Genomic DNA, 22,794 nt, shown 5'->3' with positions numbered 1-22,794 from the left:
CCTCTCTTTAATTCGATATTAAATCATAATGATATCGTTCCAGTTGCTTCCATGCCTGTTCCATGGTTTCCTTATCATAAAATGCGATTCTTAAAGTCCCTTCTCCGTGTTCACGGTTATGGTTAATGCCGATATTTTTTATGCTGATGCCTTTTGCGGCCAGAATTACTGACAAGGTGGAGATAGCACCCACTTCATCAGCCATATTGACTGTAAAGAAATGGTCCGGTGCAATGGGACCATTGGATTTTTCTGAAAATGTGTTCCGGTAATCCCGGGAGGTTTCAAACAATTGGTAAATATACGGACCGTTTTTTTTCTCTAATTCTTCAAGAATCTGGTTTAATGACGCAATGTATCGTTTTAGTATCAGGGAAAGATTTTCATGGTTTGTCATGCAGATCTGTTCCCAAACTACAGGAGAAGAGGAAGCAATCCTGGTAATGTCTTTAAATCCGCCTGCGGAAAGCCGTTTCATCAGTTCCTGCTGGTTATCGGAATCTTTCACCAGATTCACCAGGCTTGATGCCACAATATGAGGCAGATGACTGATAACAGCAGCCACAAAATCATGCTCTTTGTAATCCAGAACCAGAGGAATGGAACCGATGGATTCGGCAATCTGTGTCAACCGGTTTACCTGCTCCTTTGAGGAGCAGGTAGTAGGGGTGATAATATAATAGGCATTTTCAAGCAGATGATCAGTGGAATTTTCATATCCGGTTTTTTCGGAGCCTGCCATGGGATGACCGCCCACAAAACAATGCTCCATGCCAAGGCGTCTGACTGCTTCGTGGATATCTGTCTTGGTACTGCCTACATCCGTGATAATGGCACCTGGCTTCAAATAGGGGCGGATCTTTTCTAAATATTCTGCATTATATTCCACCGGTGTGCAAAGGAAAATCATGTCACATTCCTTAAGTTCCTCTCCGATGCCATCTAAAATAACATCTACGATTCCCTCTTCTTTTGCTTTTTGCAGCTTTGATCTTGAGCGCATGTAAGCCATAATCCTGGTATCTGATTTTTCACGCTTGATCCCTTTGGCAATAGAACCTCCAATCAGACCAAGCCCGATAAAGGCAATGGTGGCTTCACTCATGAAGAAATCCTCCCGGAAAGTTTTGCATAAGGTTCTAATTCTTTCATCATGTGATGGAACTGGTCAAAAGTCAGGGATTGCGGACCATCGGATAAAGCACAGGAAGGGCATGGATGGACTTCCACGATAAGACCGTCGGCACCAACTGCAAGAGCAGCCTTTGAAATGGGCTCAATGTATTCACGCACTCCCGTAGCATGGCTTGGATCAATAATCACAGGCAGATGGCTCTTGGAACGGATTACAGGAACTGCGCTGATATCCAGGGTGTTTCTGGTGGCAGTTTCATAGGTGCGGATGCCGCGTTCGCAAAGGACAATGTTAGGATTTCCCTCGGATGCAATGTATTCAGCCGCATTCAGCCATTCATCAATGGTAGCACATAAGCCTCTTTTTAACAAGACAGGAACTCCGGCCTTGCCAGCTTCCTTCAGCAGTTCAAAGTTCTGCATATTACGGGCTCCGATCTGAATCATATCCACATATTTAACTGCTGTTTCAAGCGCACGCAGGCTGGTGGCTTCACAGATAATATTAAGTCCGGTGGCTTCTCTGGCTTCCTTCATGTATCTTAAGCCTTCTTCCTCCAGCCCCTGAAATGCGTAAGGGGAGGTTCTTGGCTTGTATGCACCACCTCTTAAAAACTGTGCACCGGCTTTTTTTACGGCAACCGCTGTTTCCAAAAGCATGTCTCTGTTCTCGACGGCACATGGTCCTGCCATCATGGTGAAATGACCTGCGCCGATCTTTGCGGTACCTACTGTTATAACAGAATCGTCCGGATGGAATTTTTTATTGACCAGCTTATAGGATTCTGTAACATTCATGATTTTATCAACACCGTCAATCAGTTCAAGGTTAGCACCCTGAAGCTTTGACTTATCGCCAATAACTCCTACGATTGTAACTACGGCTCCTTTGGATAAGTGCGCCTGAAGGCCATTGGTTTCAATAATTTGTTTGACTCTGGTTATAGCTTCCTCGGAAGCGTTGGGCTTCATAATAATTATCATAATGCATTTCCTCTCTTTTTACAAATGTTTAATCCCAATTGTATAAGATTCCCCCTCTCTTGTCAACGCTTTTATGCTTTAAAGTTTAAAACTTTAAAGTGAATGATTGCTTTTGGGCTTTTCCCTTGAAATTAGTGGTATAAATCTCATCCTTATGGTAGAATATCTGTTATGACAGCAGAAGCAATAGTATTGTCGGTTTTACAGCCGCAGGACAGCGAGTCGCTGTCTGGATATTTAACGTATAGGAAAAGACCGCAATCTGCTGCGAGGTACTTCTGCACATTGCATGTGCGTGACGCATGCTGCTGGTACATCTTCGCATCTTACGGTATCATTATTGTATTGCTTCTGCTGTTTCTTTGACGGATTTCAGATAGAGTGAGGGGGTATGCCGATGTATCAGCCAGATCTTTGGAAATACTGTATGCCTGTACACTGCCGGGACATGCTGTTGTCTTTTCGCCTGTTCGGGGAGGAATGGCCGGATGAGAAGGTGATTGCATGTCTCTATGCAGTCAGCAATCATACGGAGCGTCATTATAATGTCATTCGGATTCCGAAGAAAAACGGGGACCGGAGAATATTAATGGTTCCTGATGATCTGCTTAAACATATACAAAAGAATATTCTGCATCATATTCTATCCGGGTTTGAGGTTTCAACCTGTGCCCAGGCCTATCAAAAAGGAGCTTCTGTGTTAAAGAACGCTTCGGTCCATACTGGAAAACGGCTGGTTTTAAAGCTGGATATAAAAGACTTTTTCGGGACTATTTCTTTTCCCATGGTTTTAAAAAGTGCATTTCCTCTTAAATATTTCCCTCTGCCGGTGGGAACTATGCTGACCGCCTTGTGCTGCTGTCAGGAATTTCTGCCTCAGGGAGCACCGACTTCACCTGCCATTTCCAATCTGGTCATGAAGCCTTTTGATGAGTATATGAAACGATGGTGTGCCAAACGGGGCATATCATACAGCAGATATTGCGACGATATGACCTTTTCCGGTGATTTCCTTCCGGGACCTGTCATACGCAAGGCCGAAGGCTTTTTAAATGCAATGGGATTTTTCCTGAATGAAGAGAAAACAAGGGTGCTTTCCTGCCACAGGAGGCAATCAGTCACAGGAATCGTGGTAAATGAAAAGGTGCAGGCATCTGCTGATTACCGCAGAAAGGTGCGGCAGGAAGTCTATTACTGCCTGAAATTCGGGGTGAAATCCCATTTAAAAATGACAGGGAGAGCAGGAAAAGACTCGGAAGAAGAACAGCGTTATCTTTTTTCCCTTCTTGGAAAGATCCGGTATCTTCTCTATATCAAACCAGAGGATGCATGGTTTCAGGAGGCAAGGGAAAAGGTTTCTGATTTGATTATAAAACACATGGAGGGTAAGTGATGAGAAAAATATGGAAAAGACTGGCTGTCTATAGTGCCTGCAGCCTGCTTGGGGCTGCTGCCCCGGCATTTATGCCCGGAACTTCTGTGCATATGGAAGCAATGGCTCAGACAAAACCAGGGATCAATACGTTTGGCTGGCAGCAGGAGCTGGACGGCTGGAGATACAGAAACAGTGACGGTTCTTATGCAAAAGGCTGCTTTGGAGCGGTGGAAGATGTATGGTATTATTTTGATTCGGAAGGCTACATGGTGACCGGCTGGCAGCAGGTAGGGGATGACTGGTATTATTTTGAAAAAGACGGACATATGGTCACGGGCCCGGCTTATATTGCACAGACATATTACTATTTTGAAGCAAGCGGGAAGCTGGATGAAAGTTTTTATGAAACGGATTAAGTATGCAAAGAGGGCCTTGCCCTCTTTTTTTTGGAGAAAAAGAAAAATGTCGAAATATATTTGTACAAATTGTATGATATACTTGCAATTATACGACATTTTTAGTAAAATATTATCATAGACTTTAATACGGAACAGGAGGAATGCTTATGAACGTGTATGGAACCAAACAGATCCGCAACGTTGCCTTACTCGGGCACGGGAGCGCCGGCAAAACTACCCTTGCAGAAGCAATGGCGTTTGTGACCGGAGCCATTGGCAGAATGGGAAAAGTGACCGATGGCAATACCATCAGCGATTATGACAAAGAAGAGATAAAGAGACAGTTTTCTATCTCCACTTCTTTGATTCCTTTGGAGTATGAAGGAGAAGAGGGGCCGATTAAGGTCAATTTGCTTGATACTCCCGGGTATTTTGATTTTGTAGGAGAAGTCGAAGAGGCCATCAGCGTGGCGGACGCAGCTATCATTGTGGTAAATTGCAAGGCCGGCATTGAAGTTGGGACTTATAAGGCATGGGAACTGTGTGAAAAGTACAAGCTTCCCAGACTTTTCTTTGTAACCAACATGGATGACGACCAGGCAAGCTTTCGTGAACTTTTGCTTAAGCTGGAAAAAGAGTTTGGAAGAAAAATTGCACCGTTCCATCTTCCTATTCGTGAAAATGAAACGTTTGTGGGATTTGTCAATGTGGTCAAGATGGCAGGACGGCGTTTTACCGTCAACAGCGATTACGAAGAATGTGAGATCCCTGAATACAGTCAGAAAAATCTGGGAATTGCCCGTGAGGCTTTAATGGAAGCGGTGGCAGAGACCAGCGAAGAATATATGGAACGGTATTTTTCAGGAGAAACGTTTACTTTGGACGAGATATCCTCTGCGCTCAGAGAGCATGTCATTGAAGGCAACATCGTTCCGGTCATGCTGGGGTCCGGACTGAATGCCCAGGGGGCAAAGATGGTGCTTCAGGCCATCGATAAGTATTTTCCGTCCCCGGACCATTACGAATGCATCGGGGTGGATATCTCCACAGGAGAACGGTTCACTGCCAAATATAACGATAATGTCTCTTTGTCGGCCCGTGTGTTCAAGACCATTGTAGACCCTTTCATCGGCAAATATTCTTTGCTGAAAATCTGTACCGGAACATTAAAACCTGATTCTGTGATTTTTAACGTGAACAAAGATGCAGAAGAAAAGGTGGGCAGGCTTTACCTGTTAAGAGGCAAGGAAGCCATTGAAGTGCCGGAATTAAGAGCCGGAGATATCGGAGCTGTTTCAAAGCTCAATGTGACTCAGACCGGTGATACCATAGCCCTTCGTTCTGCCCCCATCGTTTACCATAAGCCGGAGATTTCCACCCCCTATACTTATATGAGATACAAAACAAAATCAAAAGGAGATGACGACAAGGTTTCCAATGCCATTGCAAAGCTGATGGAAGAGGACTGGACCTTAAAGGCGGTGAATGATACGGAAAACCGCCAGTCACTTTTATATGCCATTGGGGACCAGCAGCTGGAGGTGGTGGTCAGCAAGCTTTTAAACCGCTATAAAGTAGAAATCGAGCTGAGCAAGCCCAAGATCGCTTTCCGTGAGACCATTCGGAAAAAGGTGGAGGTTCAGGGGAAATATAAAAAGCAGTCAGGAGGACACGGACAGTACGGGGATGTAAAGATGGTCTTTGAGCCTTCCGGTGATTTGGAGACCTCCTATATTTTTGAAGAAAATGTCTTTGGGGGAGCGGTGCCAAGAAACTATTTTCCGGCAGTTGAAAAAGGAATTGCCGAATGTGTCTTAAAAGGTCCTCTGGCGGCCTATCCGGTTGTTGGAATAAAGGCAACATTAATCGATGGGTCTTATCATCCGGTAGATTCTTCGGAACTGGCATTTAAGATGGCAGCTACCCTGGCATTTAAAAAGGGATTTATGGAAGCCAGTCCGGTCCTTCTTGAGCCGATCGCTTCCCTTAAAGTACGGGTTCCGGATAAATTTACGGGCGATATCATGGGAGATTTAAACCGGCGGAGAGGCCGCGTGCTTGGAATGAATTCCGACCATCACGGAAAACAGGTAATTGAAGCGGATATCCCCATGTCGGAGCTTTATGGCTACAATACGGATCTCCGTTCCATGACAGGAGGAATGGGAACATATGAATATGAGTTCAGCCGTTATGAACTGGCTCCTGGAGATATCCAGAAAAAAGAAGTGGAAGAACGGGCCTCTAAGATTGATAAGATCGTGGGATAAAATTATATATAATTGTAAATAATATTCTTTGATAAAGCTCCGGCCAGGCATAATCCGATGTCTGGCCGGAGCTTTATTGAATTGGGATGCAGCAGGAGAAGAATTGCGCTTTTATCCAATCTGTGATAAACTGGTACAAATTGGCAGGAGGTAAGACCATGGTGGAAGACAAAAGAATGATAAGGAGGGCATTTACCAGAGTGGGGATCGGTTACGGTGCATTTCTGGCTGTGACTCTTGTTTTACAGCTTGGGATCGGAACTTTAATTGCAGCACTGTCTTTTATTGATGTTACTGTATCCATAGGAGACTGGTATGTATTGTTCACATCACTGGCTAACTACGTGGTGGGTGGTATTGTTACGTATCTGATTGTCCGGGATATGCCTGTTATATGCAAACCCGTTGCAAGAAGAACCAGTGGTAAATTGCTGTTTGCCGGTTTTCTTGTCTGCATCAGTGGGTTATACCTTGGGAATGTTATCGGTCAGATGCTGATGAGGCTGGTATCCGCTCTGCAGGGGAAGCCTATGATAAATCCGGTGGAACAGATTTTAAACGGACTGAGCGGCTGGGCAATTTTTCTCACAATGGTGGTGATGGCTCCAATTTGTGAGGAGATTATTTTCCGGAAGGTGATCATTGACAGAATCAGGCTTTATGGTGATAAAGCAGCCATCGTTGTTTCCGGTTTTATTTTCGGCCTTTGCCACGGGAATTTTTATCAGTTTTTTTATGCTTTTATTATTGGTGCTGTATTTGCATATATTTACATACAGACGGGCAGACTTCGTTATACCATAGTATTTCACATGATTATCAATTTCCTTGGTTCTATGGTGGGATTAAAGGTTCAGAATGTGCCCTGGCTGCTTGGTGTATACGGAATCCTTATGCTCAGCGCGGTGATTGCCGGAATTGTTTTGTTTCTGCAGAACAGAAAGAATCTGGTGTTTCAGCCGGGAGATTATGAAGCATGGGGAAGGGGCGCATTTAAAGTACTGTTTTTAAATTTCGGAATGATCTTCTTTTTCCTGGTATCTGCCGCAACCTTTGTTATTTCGGAGATTTCGTAAAATGCAGTTGACACATTTCTCCAGTTATGTTACATTAACAGTTAGCAAAAATACTGTGATTAGGAGTAGTAAGCAGTCTGAGACATGCAGAGAGCCGGCGGTTGGTGAAAGCCGGTTGGGGAAGGCGGCTGAACTGGCCTATGAGTAGCGTACCGAAGGAAGTCTATGACTTTTGTGTAGGTATTGCCGGAGACCTGACCGTTACAGCGGGCGGATATGAATTTGATATCCGATTGAGAGCATACGAGCAATGTATGAAATAGAGTGGTACCACGCGGTAGATCCTGCGTCTCTATAGCTGTCCTTTGATGGCTTGAGGCGCTTTTTTTATCGTATAGGATAGAGTTCATCCTATACGGTAAAAACCCTCCGGGAGGATCGCACTGCGGCGGTAAGGTTTCATGTCGCCAAGGCGACCCGCCGCAGGCGGAGAAATTCCGCTTGCGGGATTCTTTCTTGTTTTAACCGTGTGCATCTGAATTAAGGGAAATCCCTTTCTAAAGGAGGAAATTTTTATGGCAGCATCTTATAACCACAGTGCCATTGAGAAGAAATGGCGTGAGAACTGGGCAAAGAATCCCATCAATGTGAATGATGGAAAGAAACCAAAATATTACTGTCTGGATATGTTTCCATATCCGTCAGGAAGCGGTCTTCATGTAGGACACTGGAGAGGCTATGTGATCTCTGATGTATGGAGCCGGTATCAGATATTAAAAGGCCATTATGTGATTCATCCCATGGGTTGGGATGCCTTTGGCCTTCCGGCTGAGAATTATGCCATCAAGATGGGAGTTCATCCTGCAAAATCCACAGCAGAAAACGTATCCAACATCAAACGCCAGATCAATGAGATATCCGCTGTTTATGACTGGGATATGGAAGTCAATACCACAGACCCTGAATTTTACAAATGGACGCAATGGATCTTTGTACAGATGTTTAAAAAGGGTCTTGCTTATGAAAAGGAATTTCCTATTAACTGGTGCCCTTCCTGTAAGACCGGTTTAGCCAACGAAGAAGTGGTAAACGGGTGCTGTGAGCGCTGCGGCACTGCAGTAACAAAGAAGAATTTAAGACAGTGGATGTTAAAAATCACTGCATATGCGGACAGACTGTTAAACGATCTTGATAAGCTTGACTGGCCGGAAAAGGTGAAGAAGATGCAGACGGACTGGATCGGAAAATCCTATGGTGCTGAGGTAAACTTTAAAGTAGACGGCAAAGACGATGTAATTACAGTTTATACAACCAGACCGGATACCCTGCATGGTGCCACCTTTATGGTCCTTGCGCCGGAGCACAGCCTTGCGGCCTCCCTTGCAACCCCGGAGAATAAGGAAGCGGTTGATAAATATATTTATGATTCTTCCATGAAATCCAACGTAGACCGCCTTCAGGATAAAGAAAAGACCGGTGTTTTTACCGGAAGCTATGCAATAAACCCTTTAAACGGAGCAAAAGTACCGATCTGGCTTTCTGATTATGTTCTGGCCGATTACGGTACCGGAGCTATTATGTGTGTACCTGCTCATGATGACAGAGACTTTGAATTTGCAACCAAGTTCCACATTCCGATTATCCAGGTCATCGCAAAGGATGGGAAAGAAATTGAACACCTGACAGAGGCTTATACCGATGCAAGCGGTATCATGATTAATTCCGGTGAGTGGAATGGCATGGAATCCTCTGTTCTTAAAAAAGAAGCACCTGCCATGATTGAAAAAATGGGGATGGGCAAAAAGACGGAAAACTATAAGCTTCGTGACTGGGTGTTTTCCAGACAGCGTTACTGGGGCGAACCCATTCCGATCATTCATTGTCCTCACTGCGGCAATGTTCCGGTTCCGGAAGATCAGCTTCCCTTGACGCTGCCGGAGGTGGAAAGCTATCAGCCCACCGGAACGGGAGAATCCCCTCTTGCGGACATCAGTGACTGGGTAAATACTACCTGCCCCCAGTGCGGTGCACCTGCAAAGAGAGAGACCAATACCATGCCCCAGTGGGCTGGCTCTTCCTGGTATTTTCTGCGCTATGTAGACAGCCATAATGAAAAGGAACTGGTATCCAGAGAAAAAGCAGACAAATATCTTCCGGTAGATATGTATATCGGCGGCGTGGAGCATGCAGTGCTTCACCTTCTGTATTCCCGTTTCTATACCAAGTTTTTAAATGATATCGGAGTTGTGGATTTTGACGAACCGTTTGTTAAGCTGTTCAACCAGGGAATGATTACCGGAAAGAACGGAATCAAAATGAGCAAGTCTAAGGGAAATGTGGTTTCCCCTGACGATCTCGTCCGTGATTACGGCTGTGATTCCCTTCGTATGTATGAGCTTTTCGTAGGGCCGCCGGAACTTGATGCAGAATGGGATGACAGAGGAATCGAAGGCGTCAGCCGGTTCTTAAACCGTTTCTGGAACCTGGTATCAGAAAGCTGCGGCAAGGATGTAGAAGCGACCAAAGAGATGATCCGTCTGCGCAATAAGCTGATATTTGATATTGACCAGCGTTTTAATCAGTTCAATTTGAATACGGTAATTTCCGGCTTTATGGAATACAACAATAAATTTATTGAGCTTGCAAAGAAGACAGGAGGTATTGATAAGGAAACGCTTAAGACCTTTGTGATTCTTCTTGCTCCATTTGCGCCTCATGTTGGAGAAGAATTATGGCACCAGCTTGGGGAAGAAGATTCCGTCTTCCATGCCCAGTGGCCGGAATGTGACCAGGAAGCCATGAAGGATGATGAGATTGAAATTGCAGTCCAGGTCAATGGAAAAACAAGAGCAGTTGTCACCCTCCCGGCAGATGTATCAAAAGAAGATGCCATTCGTGCAGGAAAAGAACTGATTCCTGATAAAATAACAGGAACGATTGTGAAGGAAATTTATGTTCCTGGAAGAATCGTAAATATCGTCTGCAAATAATCATCAAGTTTTACGTTTGAAATAGGCAAGTAAGGACATTATGGCCTGTCACTATGGCTGCTAATGTCCTTATTTGCGGGTATGAAGAAATGTATGTATTCTGCTGGTGATATTACATAAATTCAGAAAGGCATTAAAAATGGATCAATTCATAATACAGGCAATGAATCAGTATGGTTATCTTGCAATCATGTTTTTTGTAATACTTGAGAATGTTTTCCCTTTTATTCCCTCAGAACTGGTGCTTACCTTTGCAGGATTAATGACCGCCCAGTCTGCTATGACCATAACCGGGGTAGTTATTGGCGCGACTGTTTTATCTGTGATCGGCTCTCTTTTGCTTTATGGAGTCGGCAGGTTTCTGTCGGAGGACAGGCTTGCGGCTCTTGTTGATACAAAGCTCGGAAGGCTTCTTGGTTTTAAAAAAGAAGACATCTATAAATCTGCAGACTGGTTTCAAAAGAAAGGGAAATATTCCGTTTTGTTCTGCAGATGTGTTCCTGTTTTAAGATGTCTGATTTCATTGCCGGCCGGTACAGCCAGGATGAACTTATTTGCTTTTATTATTTTCACGGCCATTGGTTCCTTTTTCTGGAACCTTCTGCTTGTAAATCTGGGGGCTGCAGCCGGGAATAACTGGGAAGCTATTGTGCATAAAGTTGGGTTTGCCACCTCCATGATCGGAGTTTTCATTCTTGCAGCCGGGGGTATCGCCTTGCTGATGTTTTTAAAGAAACGCATCCGCAAGGCAAGTTCTGAAAAATAATACAGCAATTGCATTATTTTTTATTGCGTCTCATCATATTCTTTGAAAGCATTCGAATGGTATCTAGACGGCTTTTTTCGGCAGGGCTCATATTGGCGCTCATGATGGAGATAAGCAGGTCTGTTTCTTCGTCGTTAAACTGGATGCCTTTCTGGCTGGCCTCCGCATTTAAGGATAAAAGGGTGGTCATAAGCTGGTCCTTTGGAGTAGATTCTACTTTGGCGGCAAATTCAGTCAGCATGGAGATTTTTTTTGGATTCATTTTTTTGAGCCTTGGATCTTGTTTCCAGTTGGAATTCATAGATTTGTTTCCTTCCTTTCTTCTGGTTAATTCATCTGCTGCATGGCAGACATCATAAGCTGCATGGTTTCAAGCCTGGATTGCTGTTCCGGAGGCATGAAATTTTTCAGTTGTTCAAAAGGCATCCGTCCCAGCGGATTATTTTGACGGCGGGTATTCTGGGATTTATTCTGCCCTTCGGTTTTGTTTTGTCCATCAGATTGCGCCTGCGCCTGCACCGGGACAGTAGAACTGGGAACCGGTTCCTGATAGGCTCCGGCCAGCTTAAATCCCTGGAAGAAGTTGATGAAAAGATCTATGAGGTCCTGCTCCGCCTGATTGGCATAGGGCTTGATGGTATTCAGCATTTCAAGAGGGGAGTCGGGCGATTGTCTGTTGCCGGCCGAACAGATTCCCATGGCAGCTACCTCTCCCTCTTCAAATAGGTTTATGGTACGCTGCAGCTCGTTGAATTTAACGAAGGTAGATATAAAACGCTGCTGGGTAACGTTCATATAAGGCAGGGCAGCCTTCATCATTTGAAGGTGGTTATCACCGATGAGGGAGTCCAGATCATTTGCGCGGATGTTTTCTTCATTATTATTCATGGTTTAAGATCCTTACTTTTCTTGTTGACAATATATGCAGCTGCATATATTAGTATTACAGGAGAGTGATATAGATATGAGAAGCCGATTAATTATAGATGGAAATGCTGTATATGAAATTGATGATGAATGCATGAATCGGAAACAGAACCGGAATACCGGTAAAGGAGGCAACAGCCAGGGCCCTTTTCAGAGGCCAGGGAAAGAAAACGGTCAAAGCCGCTGATGGATAAAAATGAGGCCCGGTCCTGAAAAAGGACCGGGCCTCATTTTATGTTCGTGTTTAGCAGCAGAAGTTATTTCCGCCACCAAAACCGTTACCGCCGCAGCAGCAAAGAAGAAGGATGATCCAAATCCAACTACCGCATCCATCATTGCCACCACATCCGCCACAACTGTTACCGCCGAAACCGTTACCGCCGCAGCAGCAAAGGATCAGGATAAGCCAAATAATATTGCCACATCCACTATTTCCTCCGTCACATCCGCATCCACAGTTAGTTGCTGCCAGATCACTCATATTGGTTCCTCCAAATAATTTGTTTACAATGTAAGTGTATGAATATCAGCTTGCCACTGTTTCCACATTTTTTCGTAAAATTTTAGATTTGTTATGATTGAACTTATCCAATTGTTGTGTATAATTAGTAACAACAGGAAAATGAGGAGTAAATGATGGAAAAATTATATTATGAAAAGCCGTATGTGAAAACATTTGAAGCTAAGGTATTGGACTGCAGACCGGGAAAGGACGGGCTTTATGAAGTTGTGCTGGACCGGACGGCCTTTTATCCGGAGGGCGGCGGACAGCCGTCAGATATGGGACGGCTGGGAGAAGCGGCAGTCCTTGATGTTCGGGAAAAGGCGGAAGAAATTGTTCATATAACGGACAGGCAGGTTTTCGCCGGCAGTACGGTAACTGGAATCATTGACTGGGAGAGAAGGTTCTCCCATATGCAGAACCATTCGGGAGAACATCTTCTGTCAGGAATCGTACATAAGCATTATGGCTTTGATAACGTAGGATTTCATATGGGAAAAGATGAGATAACCGTTGATTTTAACGGAGTTCTTTCATGGGACCAGATAGAAGCCGTAGAAACAGAGGTCAACAAAATCATATGGGAGAATGTCCCCATACGGGAATCCTGCCCTTCCAAAGAAGAATTATCTGTATTGGATTACAGGAGCAAAAAAGAATTAAGCGGCCAGGTCCGCATTATTGAGATTCCGGGAGGAGATGTATGCGCCTGCTGCGGAACTCATGTAACAAATACGGGAGAGATCGGGATCGTAAAGGTGACAGGCCTGACGAAATATAAAGGCGGAGTGAGAATTTCCATGCTGTGCGGAAAGATGGCCCTGCTTGATTATCAAAAAAAGCAAAATTCCGTATCTGGGATTTCTGTTCTTCTGTCAGCAAAATCCGATGAAATTCTGGGAGCGGTTGAAAAGCTGAAAGAAGAAGGCTTGAAAAAGGAGAGCAGGCTCAACCAGCTGTCTAAAGAGCTTTTTGAAAAAAAGGTAATGGAATACCCGGTGTCAGAGGAACCTCTCCTGGTTTTTGAAAGTGGGCTGGCTCCCGCTGAATTAAGGCAGTTTTGTACCATGCTTTATGAAGAGAACAAAGGGAGCATCGTTCTTGTCTGCTCTGGAGAAGAGGATATGTATCAGTATGCCATAGGGAGCAGGTCCGTGGATATGCGCCAGCTCAGTAAGACGGTTAACAGCCGGTTAAACGGCCGGGGCGGCGGAAGTGCAAAGATGGCGCAGGGGACCTTTCATGCCTTTATGCAGGATATTAAAAAGGTCTTTCAGGAAGAATTAAAAGGAGAATAGAATGGAGTTAAATGACAGTACTATTAAAAAGCTTCGCTGGCTGATTGTATTTGCAGTCGTAGCAGTTGTGGCCGGTTTTAATTACCGCAGCCTGTTTGGATTTGCCGTAAAATTATTTGGATTCCTGACCCCTCTTTTGTTTGGAGGAGTAATGGCTTTTATCTTTCATGTGCCGATGCAGAGAATTGAAAAGCTCTTGCCCTTAAAGAAAGAGAGCAGGCTTTTAAGGCCCATAAGTCTGTGCCTGTCAATCATATTTGTAGTAGGAATCGTAGTTCTTGTAATATTTGTAGTTATGCCTCAGGTGTTTGATACCCTGTTAAGCCTGCAAAACAGTTTTCCGGCTTTTCTTACAAGTATACAGAAAGAAGCAGAGCTTTTGTTCGCTCAATTTCCTGAGGTGGCAGATTATATCAACGGCATTCAGATTGACTGGAAATCCTTTCTGGACCGGGTGGTTGAATTTTTAACAACTGGTGCGGGAACAGTGCTTTCTTCTACGGTATCAGCGGCGATGTCCATAATCAGCGGTGTTACTACATTTTTCATTGGTTTTGTATTTGCCATTTACATCCTGCTTCAAAAGGAAACGCTGTCACGACAGTTTAAGAAGCTGATGAGGGCCTATCTTCCGGAAGCGGTTACTGACCGGACGCTGGAAATACTACATCTCATTTATGAGACATTTTCAAGCTTCTTTGCGGGCCAATGTCTGGAAGCTGTTATACTTGGAACTATGTTCTTTATTGTACTTTCAATCTTTCAGCTGCCATACGCACTGCTCATAGGCGTATTAATTGCATTTACCGCCCTGATTCCCCTGTTTGGGGCGTTCATAGGCTGTGCCATAGGAGCATTCCTCATGTTGATGGTGGAACCCCTCAATGCCTTTGTTTTTTTAATCATATTTTTTGTACTTCAGCAGCTGGAGGGAAATCTGATTTATCCCCATGTGGTAGGTAATTCCGTAGGTCTTCCTTCCATATGGGTGCTGGTGGCGGTTACCATCGGCGGCAGTACCATGGGAATCGTGGGAATGCTGGTCTTCATTCCTGTTTGCTCCGTATTGTATACTCTTCTTCGGGAAGCCGTGAACAAAAGGCTGAATAAAAAGAACCCTCCCCCAAAAAGGAAGACAGTCAAGCCATAAAAAAATCCCCCAAAAATCGGACACATAAATCTGTGTTCGCCTTTTGGGGGATTTTACTATCCTTTTTAATCAAAATCTGCGTGATAGACATTGCTTGGCGTATGAATATCGACAGCACTTAAGTTGAACTGGTCTTCAAAAATCTGGATTTTGTATTCGAAAAAGGTATCGTCCGTCTTTTTTGACATAAAAATGTAAGCACCCGGTTCTTTGTCATCGATCTCATCACAGATATCGTTGTAAATGTCTTCCCCGCTTACAGGGCCTTCATAGCCTGTCATGCGGATTCTCTCTTCAATTGCCTGATAGAATTCTTCCATAAAGCAGTCCCTCATTTCTAATTGGTATGAAACAAGTACTATTATAAGCAATCTTTCGGGTTGCTGCAAGAACTACTTGAATCTTCTTAAAGAGGGTGTATAATAGGACAGGAATAAAATGGAGGTAAAGACAAATGGACTTATTATACAGACCCAGAAGGCTGCGGACATCGGATACCCTGAGAAAGATGGTAAGGGAAACCAGGGTGTCAAAGGAGTCTCTTATCTATCCGTTATTTACAGTAGATGGAGAAGGGATTGTTGAAGAGATTTCTTCTATGGAAGGACAGTACCGTTACAGCGTGGATCAGCTTTCCGTTATTATGGACAGACTGGTTGATGCAGGAGTGGAAAAGGTTCTGCTGTTTGGTATTCCGGCACATAAAGATGACTGTGGAAGCCAGGCATATGAGGAGAATGGAATTGTTCAGAGAACCATCCGCTATATCAGAGAGAATTATCCTTCTGTATATATCATAACGGATGTCTGTATGTGTGAATATACTTCTCATGGCCACTGCGGAATTCTTTGCGGAGAAAGCGTAGATAATGACAAGACCCTTGAATACTTAAACCGTATAGCCGTATCTCATGCCAGAGCAGGAGCCCATATGGTAGCACCGTCAGATATGATGGATGGCCGGATCGGTTCTATGAGAGAAGCGCTTGATGAAGCTGGCTTTTTTGAGGTATCGATCATGGCATATTCTGCGAAATACGCTTCTGCATTCTATGGCCCTTTTCGTGAGGCAGCAGGCTCTGCACCGGCCTTCGGGGACCGCAAAAGCTATCAGATGGATTATCATAACCGAAAAGAGGCATTGAAGGAAGCAGAACTTGATGCAGCAGAAGGGGCAGATATCATTATGGTCAAACCGGCCCTGTCTTACCTGGATATCATAAGAGAAGTGGCGGACCGGCATGAGATTCCGGTAGCAGCCTACAGCGTAAGCGGAGAGTATTCCATGATAAAAGCAGCGTCCAGGGCGGGATTTATTGATGAAGAAAAAATCATATGCGAATCTGCTGTCAGCATTTACCGTGCCGGAGCCAATATCCTTATTACTTATTTTGCCATTGAGCTGGCCGGTTTTATGGATGAGGGGAAAATCGGCTGATTGTTACGGTGTGGTTTGCTGTCGAAATTTTTTAATGTCATCAAGCAGCAGGCTTGAGATGCGAAGTCCGCCTCTGCCGGTTCCCAATTCAATATCAGGTTTGTTGCTTCCATGGAAATCGGAACCGCCTGTGGGGAAAAGACCGTATTTTCTGGCAAGTTTTCTTAGTTTTGAACTTTCATATTGATTGTTCGAGGAGTGATAGACTTCCAGACCTAAAAGTCCAAGCGCTTTTAAGGAGCAGACCAGTTCATCCGTCTTTTTATCACCCAGGTGGTACTGGAAGGGATGAGCCAGAACCGGGAACGCATTGTTGTCCGTCAGAATCTTCATGGCGTGCTCCGGAGTGATTTTTTCTTTCCGTGGACAATAGGGACCGCCATAATTTAAATATTTTTTAAATGCCTGGTCCATGCTTTTTACGTAGCCCTTTTCAAAAAGCACGCGTGCAAAATGTGCACGGGTTATGACGGTATCCGGATTACCGGCCATGACCTCTTCCAGGGAGATGGAAATATCGGCTTCATTGAAGCGGCGGATTATTTCGACATTTCTTTTATCCCGAAGTTTTTTAAGCTCTTTGATTTCAGAAGAAAAACAGGGATCAGAAGAATCGACATAAAGTCCCAGAATGTGAATCTCTTCTTCAAGATAGACACAGGAAAGCTCGATTCCGGGAATGATCTTAAGAGGAAGTCCGAACGTAGCCTCCTGCGCTTCTTTAATGCCGTCAATAGTATCGTGGTCGGTCAGAGCAATGGCGGTCAGCTTTTTTTCTACAGCAAGCGACACCACTTCGGAGGGAGATAAGGTGCCATCCGAAGCATTGGAATGAACATGTAAATCGACAAAATTCATAAAAACCTCCAAAATGAAATAGATTGGTAACACTATAGTAACATGTTTTTTACGTTATGTAAAATGCGTAAAAAAACGCTTGAATTAATTAAGAAAATTCATAAAATCGTAATAGCATTTCCCACAAAGTATGGTATACTACTCAATGTAATACCACATAATCATGTAAAAAGGTGAAATAAATGAGTCAGGTTGATAACAGACAAAGAGGCGGAGGAAGAACCCGTTCCGCTCAGAATGAAAGTAAAAGGGCCACGTCGTCATCAGGCCGCAGGACAAGCCAGTCTTACAGCCGTGGAAGTTCTTATCAAAGACGTGGAAAGAAAAGAAAAAGAGGACCTCAATACGATATAACAAAAGTACTTTTGGGTATTATTCTGGCTGTTGTCGCGGTGATCAGTATTGTGGCGGTTGTTAAATTGATTGGAAGCCATAAAGCAAAGGCGGCTGAAGTGAATTCATCAACGGTCTCAGAGACGGAATTAAAAAAGGACGTGAAGATAGACGATATTTCGATTACCGGAATGTCGAGAGAAGAAGCCAGAGAAGCCATTGATAAAAAGTACCCATGGGGGATGAAGGTCACCTATAAGGATGATGAATACCAGGTAAAGAATCTTCTGGACGGCAAGATAGAAGCATTGCTGGAAGAGATATATAAAGGGGAACCGAAAGAAAGCTACACTTTAGATACGGATGGAATGGAAGAGGACATCAGATCAGAAGTAAAAGCGGTTGCAGAAAAATGGAATGTTCCTGCAAAAAACGGTTCCATTTCAGGATTTGACAAAAATACCGGAGAATTTGTTTATTCCGGAGAGCAAAACGGTGTAGTGATCGATGAGGATAAACTGTCTGCGGATATAACTGCTCAGCTTAAGGCGAAGAATTTTCAGGCATCTGTCCCGGCCACAGGCAGGGAAGTTGCACCAGAGATCACAGAAGCTCAGGCGAAAAAGATGTACAAGGTGATTGGGACTTATACCACCACCACCACATCGAACAGCGCAAGGAATAAGAACATCGAACTTGCCTCTGCTGCTTTGAACGGATTGATTCTTAAGCCTGGGGAAGAGTTCTCATTTAATAAGGCCACAGGGGAACGTTCTCCTGCCAAGGGCTATCGGCCTGCAGGGGCATATTTGAACGGAGAATTGATCGAGGAGCCTGGCGGAGGTGTGTGTCAGGTATCATCTACCTTATATAATGCTGTGGTATTTGCCGGTCTTACGACAACAGAGCGCCATGCACATAGTTATGAGCCTTCCTATGTTACGCCGGGGGAAGATGCCATGGTAAGCTATGGGGGGCCGGATATGAAGTTTGTAAATAATTCTTCCAGTGCCATAGCAATCAGAACCAGTTTTGCGAAACAGAAGTTAAAGATATCCATCGTCGGTATTCCTATATTGGAAGAAGGCGTGACTTTGTCCATGACTTCCAAAAAGACAGCGGAGCTTGATGCTCCTGCGCCTGTATATGAAGAAGATCAGACGCTTCAGGCAGGAGAAGAAAAGATCGTAAAGGCGGAAACCAAAGGCAGCCGCTGGGTGACGAATCTGGTGACTAAGAAGGATGGGGTTGTGGTAAGTGATGAGTTTTTCCATAACAGCACCTATCGTGGAAAGCCTGCTACGATCAAGAGAAATACATCAGGAGTCGTGATTCCGGCAGCGGATCCTTCCGGTACGGGGAGCCAGGAAAGTTCCCAGAGCAATGCAGAGACAACAGTATCTCATATCGGTGACCCATCAGGGAATACGGCTGGGTCTGAAAGCCAGCAGGATAAACCGACCGCACAGGAGACACAGCCTTCAAAACCACAGGGACCTTCTCCTTCTATGGAAGAAACCCCGGCCCCTGTAGAAAACATTGTTCCGCCGAATCCGATGAACTGATAAACGGACAAAAATAGACAGGACTGGACAGATAATTCTATCCAGTCCTCTGCTTTGTCGATTGTTTCAAAAATAATACTTAATTTTCCAGTTTTAATATTTGCTTTTTGTTGAATAATTGTTATAATAATGTCAGGTCACTTTCCCTTTAAGGGAACTATTTATTAATATTCACATTTGCAGGAGGAAATCAAAAATGGCAAGAAAAATGAAAACCATGGATGGTAACCATGCAGCAGCACATGCGTCATATGCGTATACTGATGTAGCGGCTATTTATCCAATTACCCCATCTACACCTATGGCAGAAGCCACAGATGAGTGGGCCACAGACGGAAGAACAAACATCTTTGGTCAGACAGTACAGATTACAGAAATGCAGTCTGAGGCAGGAGCAGCAGGTGCAGTTCATGGTTCCTTAGCAGCAGGTGCGCTGACCACCACCTATACCGCTTCCCAGGGTCTGTTACTTATGATCCCGAACCTTTATAAAATCGCAGGTGAGCAGCTGCCGGCAGTATTTGACGTATCCGCTCGTGCAGTAGCAAGCCATGCTTTATCTATTTTTGGTGACCACTCTGACGTATATGCATGCCGCCAGACAGGCTGTGCAATGTTATGCGAATCAAGCGTACAGGAAGTTATGGACTTGACTCCGGTAGCTCATATGGCTGCTCTTGAAGGCAAAGTTCCGTTTATCAACTTTTTTGATGGTTTCCGTACTTCTCATGAGATCCAGAAGATCGAAACATGGGATTATGAAGATTTAAAAGAAATGTTAAACATGGATGCTGTCGATGAATTCCGTCGCAATGCATTAAATCCTAACAAGCCGAACTTAAGAGGTTCCGCTCAGAACCCTGATATCTTTTTCCAGGCAAGAGAGGCTTGCAATCCATATTACGATGCGCTGCCGGCAATTGTTCAGAAATATATGGACAAGGTCAATGCTAAGATCGGTACAGATTATAAGTTATTTAACTATTACGGAGCAGCAGATGCAGATCATGTAATCATTTCTATGGGTTCTGTGAATGAGACGATCGAAGAGACAATTGATTATTTATCAAAGGCCGGCCATAAGGTTGGTGTTGTAAAGGTTCGTCTTTACAGACCTTTCAGCGCACAGGCTTTGATTGATGCAATTCCTGACTCTGTTAAGACCATCTCTGTTTTAGACAGAACAAAAGAACCAGGTTCTTTAGGCGAGCCATTATACTTAGATGTTGTTGCAGCTCTGAAAGGAACAAAGTTCGATCAGGTTAAGATTTTATCCGGACGTTACGGCTTAGGCTCCAAGGATACAACTCCGGCACAGATCGTTGCTGTTTACAATAATGAGACAAAAACTCCATTTACTATCGGAATTGTGGATGATGTTACTCATCTTTCTCTTGAAACAGGTGCTCCGATTGTTACCACTCCAGAGGGAACAACCAACTGTAAGTTCTGGGGTCTTGGTGCAGACGGTACGGTAGGTGCGAATAAGAACTCCATCAAGATCATCGGTGACAATACCGACATGTATGCTCAGGCTTACTTTGATTATGACTCCAAAAAATCCGGCGGTGTTACCATGTCCCATTTACGTTTTGGACATAAGCCGATCAAATCCACTTATCTGATCCGTAAGGCAAACTTTGTAGCTTGCCACAATCCTTCCTATGTACGCAAGTACAATATGGTTCAGGAACTTGTAGACGGCGGTATCTTCTTATTGAACTGTCCTTGGGACAAAGAAGGTCTTGATAAGCACTTACCAGGTCAGGTGAAGAAATATATTGCTGATCACAATATCCAGTTATACACCATCGACGGTGTGAAAATCGGTATTGAGACCGGTATGGGACCAACACGTATTAATACAATTCTTCAGTCTGCATTCTTTGAACTGACAGGAATTATTCCTGCTGAAAAAGCAAACGAACTGATGAAGGCAGCAGCTAAAGCAACTTATGGACGTAAAGGCGAAGAAGTTGTAAAGAAGAACTGGGCTGCAATCGACGCCGGTGCAAAAGGCGTTGTTAAAGTAGAAGTGCCGGAAAGCTGGAAAAACTGCACAGATGAAGGTCTTGATTATAAGACAATCTCTGGCGATAACCAGGATGTTGTAAACTTTGTCAATAATATTCAGATCAAGGTAAGCGCGCAGGAAGGTGATTCCTTACCGGTATCAGCATTTACCGATTATGCAAACGGTTCCACTCCATCTGGCACATCAGCATTTGAGAAACGTGGTATTGCTGTAAATATTCCAAGCTGGAACCCGGATAATTGTATCCAGTGTAATTTCTGTTCCTATGTTTGCCCTCATGCAGTTATTCGTCCGGTTGCTATGACAGAAGAAGAGGCAGCTAAGAGACCGGAAGTTATGAAGACACTTCCTATGACAGGAATGGCTGGATATCAGTTTGCTATTACTGTATCCGCATTTGACTGTACCGGTTGTGGATCCTGTGCTAATGTTTGTCCTGGAAAGAAGGGCGAAAAAGCTCTTACTATGGTGAACATGGAAGCAAACTGTGATACCACCCAGATCGGCTTTGACTATGGTCAGACACTTCCTATTAAGCAGGAAGTTATTACAAAATTCAAAGAGACCACGGTTAAGGGAAGCCAGTTCAAAAAGCCGCTTCTTGAGTATTCAGGAGCATGTGCTGGATGTGGCGAGACACCTTACGCAAAATTAGTTACTCAGTTATTCGGTGACAGAATGTATATTGCCAATGCAACCGGATGTTCTTCTATCTGGGGTAACTCTTCACCGTCTACACCATATACCGTGAACGAAAAGGGACAGGGTCCTGCATGGTCTAACTCCTTATTTGAAGACAATGCAGAGTTTGGTTATGGTATGCTTTTAGCTCAGACTGCACTTAGAAACGGTTTAAAGGCTAAAGTAGAAGAACTTTTAAATTCTGAGAAGTCTTCCGATGAAGTAAAAGCAGCATGTAAAGAGTACCTTGACACATTCACAGTTGGCGCAACCAATGGTACTGCTACAGAAAAGCTTGTTGCAGCTTTAGAGGGCTGTGACTGTGAATTAGGCAAGGCAATCTTAAAAGACAAAAACTTCCTGGCTAAGAAATCCCAGTGGATCTTTGGTGGAGACGGCTGGGCTTATGATATCGGCTTCGGTGGTGTTGACCATGTTCTTGCAAGCGGCAGGGATATCAATATCATGGTATTCGATACAGAAATCTACTCCAATACAGGCGGACAGTCTTCCAAGGCTACTAAGACCGGTGCTGTAGCACAGTTCGCTGCTGGCGGTAAAGATACAAAGAAGAAAGACTTGGCAAGCATTGCCATGAGCTATGGTTATGTATATGTAGCACAGATCGCTATGGGTGCTGACTATGCTCAGACTGTGAAAGCAATTGCAGAGGCAGAGGCTTATCCAGGACCATCTTTGATCATCGCTTATGCTCCATGTATCAGCCATGGTATCAAGAAAGGTATGTCCAAAGCTCAGACAGAAGAGAAGCTGGCTGTAGAATGCGGATACTGGAATAACTTCCGTTTCAACCCAGCTGCTGAGAAGAAGTTTGTCTTAGACAGCAAGGCTCCTGCTTTAGAGGGATATCAGGAATTCTTAAAGGGTGAGGTTCGTTACGCTTCCTTAGTAATGAAGAACCCGGAGAGAGCCGCTGACTTATTCGAGAAGAATGAAGCAGATGCAAAAGCAAGATTTGAATATCTGCAGAAATTGGTTACCTTATACGGTAATGATTAATTGATTTAAAAATACGCCCGGGTAATTTATCCGGGCGTATTTTTGCAGTATATA

Annotated in this window: 19 protein-coding genes and 1 other annotated feature; of the genes, 12 read left to right on the top strand and 7 right to left on the bottom strand. The window is 44.1% G+C overall.

Annotated elements, in window-relative coordinates:
- Positions 1–7: 7 nt before the first annotated feature.
- Positions 8–1,105, bottom strand: coding sequence for a prephenate dehydrogenase/arogenate dehydrogenase family protein (locus tag ACLTWA_RS03560; protein ID WP_412326172.1), 1,098 nt, complete (start codon positions 1,103–1,105; stop codon positions 8–10).
- Positions 1,102–2,118 (bottom strand): 3-deoxy-7-phosphoheptulonate synthase, encoded by a 1,017-nt coding sequence (gene aroF / locus ACLTWA_RS03555; RefSeq protein WP_412326171.1) that lies wholly within the window; start codon positions 2,116–2,118, stop codon positions 1,102–1,104. The genes ACLTWA_RS03560 and aroF overlap by 4 nt, the downstream gene beginning before the upstream one ends.
- Positions 2,119–2,515: 397 nt before the next feature.
- On the opposite strand from aroF, the gene ACLTWA_RS03550 reads away from it, so the two are divergent.
- The 6 genes from ACLTWA_RS03550 (at position 2,516) to ACLTWA_RS03525 (ending at position 10,933) form a co-directional block, all read left to right on the top strand.
- Positions 2,516–3,511 (top strand): reverse transcriptase family protein, encoded by a 996-nt coding sequence (locus ACLTWA_RS03550; protein WP_412326170.1) that lies wholly within the window; start codon positions 2,516–2,518, stop codon positions 3,509–3,511.
- Complete coding sequence (locus ACLTWA_RS03545; protein ID WP_412326169.1) at positions 3,511–3,909, top strand: hypothetical protein; 399 nt, start codon at positions 3,511–3,513, stop codon at positions 3,907–3,909. Before ACLTWA_RS03550 ends, ACLTWA_RS03545 begins: the two co-directional genes overlap by 1 nt.
- 149 nt (positions 3,910–4,058) lie before the next feature.
- Positions 4,059–6,161 (top strand): elongation factor G, encoded by a 2,103-nt coding sequence (locus ACLTWA_RS03540; protein ID WP_412326168.1) that lies wholly within the window; start codon positions 4,059–4,061, stop codon positions 6,159–6,161.
- 158 nt (positions 6,162–6,319) lie between these two features.
- The gene (locus tag ACLTWA_RS03535) at positions 6,320–7,237 is read left to right on the top strand and encodes a CPBP family intramembrane glutamic endopeptidase (RefSeq protein ID WP_412326167.1); all 918 of its coding nucleotides are present in this window, start codon (positions 6,320–6,322) and stop codon (positions 7,235–7,237) included.
- Between the two features lie 46 nt (positions 7,238–7,283).
- Positions 7,284–7,534: a binding site (T-box leader), on the top strand.
- 218 nt (positions 7,535–7,752) lie between these two features.
- Entirely contained in the window at positions 7,753–10,167 is a 2,415-nt protein-coding gene (gene leuS, locus ACLTWA_RS03530; RefSeq protein WP_412326166.1) for a leucine--tRNA ligase, read from the top strand.
- A 139-nt stretch (positions 10,168–10,306) separates the two neighbouring features.
- The gene (locus tag ACLTWA_RS03525; RefSeq protein ID WP_412326165.1) at positions 10,307–10,933 is read left to right on the top strand and encodes a DedA family protein; all 627 of its coding nucleotides are present in this window, start codon (positions 10,307–10,309) and stop codon (positions 10,931–10,933) included.
- Positions 10,934–10,946: 13 nt separating this feature from the next.
- Here the strand turns inward: ACLTWA_RS03525 and ACLTWA_RS03520 are convergent, their stop codons facing one another.
- Both ACLTWA_RS03520 and ACLTWA_RS03515 read right to left on the bottom strand, forming a co-directional pair.
- Entirely contained in the window at positions 10,947–11,234 is a 288-nt protein-coding gene (locus tag ACLTWA_RS03520; RefSeq protein ID WP_412326164.1) for a hypothetical protein, read from the bottom strand.
- Between the two features lie 26 nt (positions 11,235–11,260).
- Entirely contained in the window at positions 11,261–11,821 is a 561-nt protein-coding gene (locus ACLTWA_RS03515; RefSeq protein ID WP_412326163.1) for a hypothetical protein, read from the bottom strand.
- 76 nt (positions 11,822–11,897) lie between these two features.
- On the opposite strand from ACLTWA_RS03515, the gene ACLTWA_RS03510 reads away from it, so the two are divergent.
- Complete coding sequence (locus tag ACLTWA_RS03510; protein WP_412326162.1) at positions 11,898–12,047, top strand: hypothetical protein; 150 nt, start codon at positions 11,898–11,900, stop codon at positions 12,045–12,047.
- A 57-nt stretch (positions 12,048–12,104) separates the two neighbouring features.
- Here the strand turns inward: ACLTWA_RS03510 and ACLTWA_RS03505 are convergent, their stop codons facing one another.
- Entirely contained in the window at positions 12,105–12,341 is a 237-nt protein-coding gene (locus ACLTWA_RS03505) for a chorion class high-cysteine HCB protein 13 (RefSeq protein ID WP_412326160.1), read from the bottom strand.
- A 155-nt stretch (positions 12,342–12,496) separates the two neighbouring features.
- Between ACLTWA_RS03505 and ACLTWA_RS03500 the strand changes: the two genes are divergently transcribed.
- On the top strand, positions 12,497–13,660 hold the full coding sequence (locus tag ACLTWA_RS03500; protein WP_412327167.1) for an alanyl-tRNA editing protein: 1,164 nt from the start codon (positions 12,497–12,499) through the stop codon (positions 13,658–13,660).
- A 1-nt stretch (position 13,661) separates the two neighbouring features.
- Complete coding sequence (locus tag ACLTWA_RS03495; RefSeq protein WP_412326159.1) at positions 13,662–14,810, top strand: AI-2E family transporter; 1,149 nt, start codon at positions 13,662–13,664, stop codon at positions 14,808–14,810.
- A 65-nt stretch (positions 14,811–14,875) separates the two neighbouring features.
- Here the strand turns inward: ACLTWA_RS03495 and ACLTWA_RS03490 are convergent, their stop codons facing one another.
- Positions 14,876–15,130, bottom strand: a complete 255-nt coding sequence (locus tag ACLTWA_RS03490; protein WP_412326158.1) for a hypothetical protein — start codon at positions 15,128–15,130, stop codon at positions 14,876–14,878.
- 134 nt (positions 15,131–15,264) lie between these two features.
- On the opposite strand from ACLTWA_RS03490, the gene hemB reads away from it, so the two are divergent.
- Complete coding sequence (gene hemB / locus ACLTWA_RS03485) at positions 15,265–16,248, top strand: porphobilinogen synthase (protein ID WP_412326157.1); 984 nt, start codon at positions 15,265–15,267, stop codon at positions 16,246–16,248.
- A 3-nt stretch (positions 16,249–16,251) separates the two neighbouring features.
- Here the strand turns inward: hemB and ACLTWA_RS03480 are convergent, their stop codons facing one another.
- Complete coding sequence (locus ACLTWA_RS03480) at positions 16,252–17,106, bottom strand: PHP domain-containing protein (RefSeq protein WP_412326156.1); 855 nt, start codon at positions 17,104–17,106, stop codon at positions 16,252–16,254.
- Positions 17,107–17,288: 182 nt separating this feature from the next.
- On the opposite strand from ACLTWA_RS03480, the gene ACLTWA_RS03475 reads away from it, so the two are divergent.
- Both ACLTWA_RS03475 and nifJ read left to right on the top strand, forming a co-directional pair.
- Complete coding sequence (locus ACLTWA_RS03475) at positions 17,289–19,004, top strand: VanW family protein (protein ID WP_412326155.1); 1,716 nt, start codon at positions 17,289–17,291, stop codon at positions 19,002–19,004.
- Positions 19,005–19,200: 196 nt separating this feature from the next.
- Positions 19,201–22,740, top strand: coding sequence for a pyruvate:ferredoxin (flavodoxin) oxidoreductase (gene nifJ / locus ACLTWA_RS03470; protein ID WP_412326154.1), 3,540 nt, complete (start codon positions 19,201–19,203; stop codon positions 22,738–22,740).
- Positions 22,741–22,794 lie beyond the last annotated feature (54 nt).

The sequence above is a fragment of the Lacrimispora sp. genome (assembly GCF_046972725.1).
In the GTDB taxonomy this organism is placed as follows: Bacteria; Bacillota; Clostridia; order Lachnospirales; family Lachnospiraceae; genus Lacrimispora.
The sequence above is the reverse complement of the archived record's forward strand: the minus strand, read 5'-3'. Positions and strand labels throughout refer to the sequence as shown.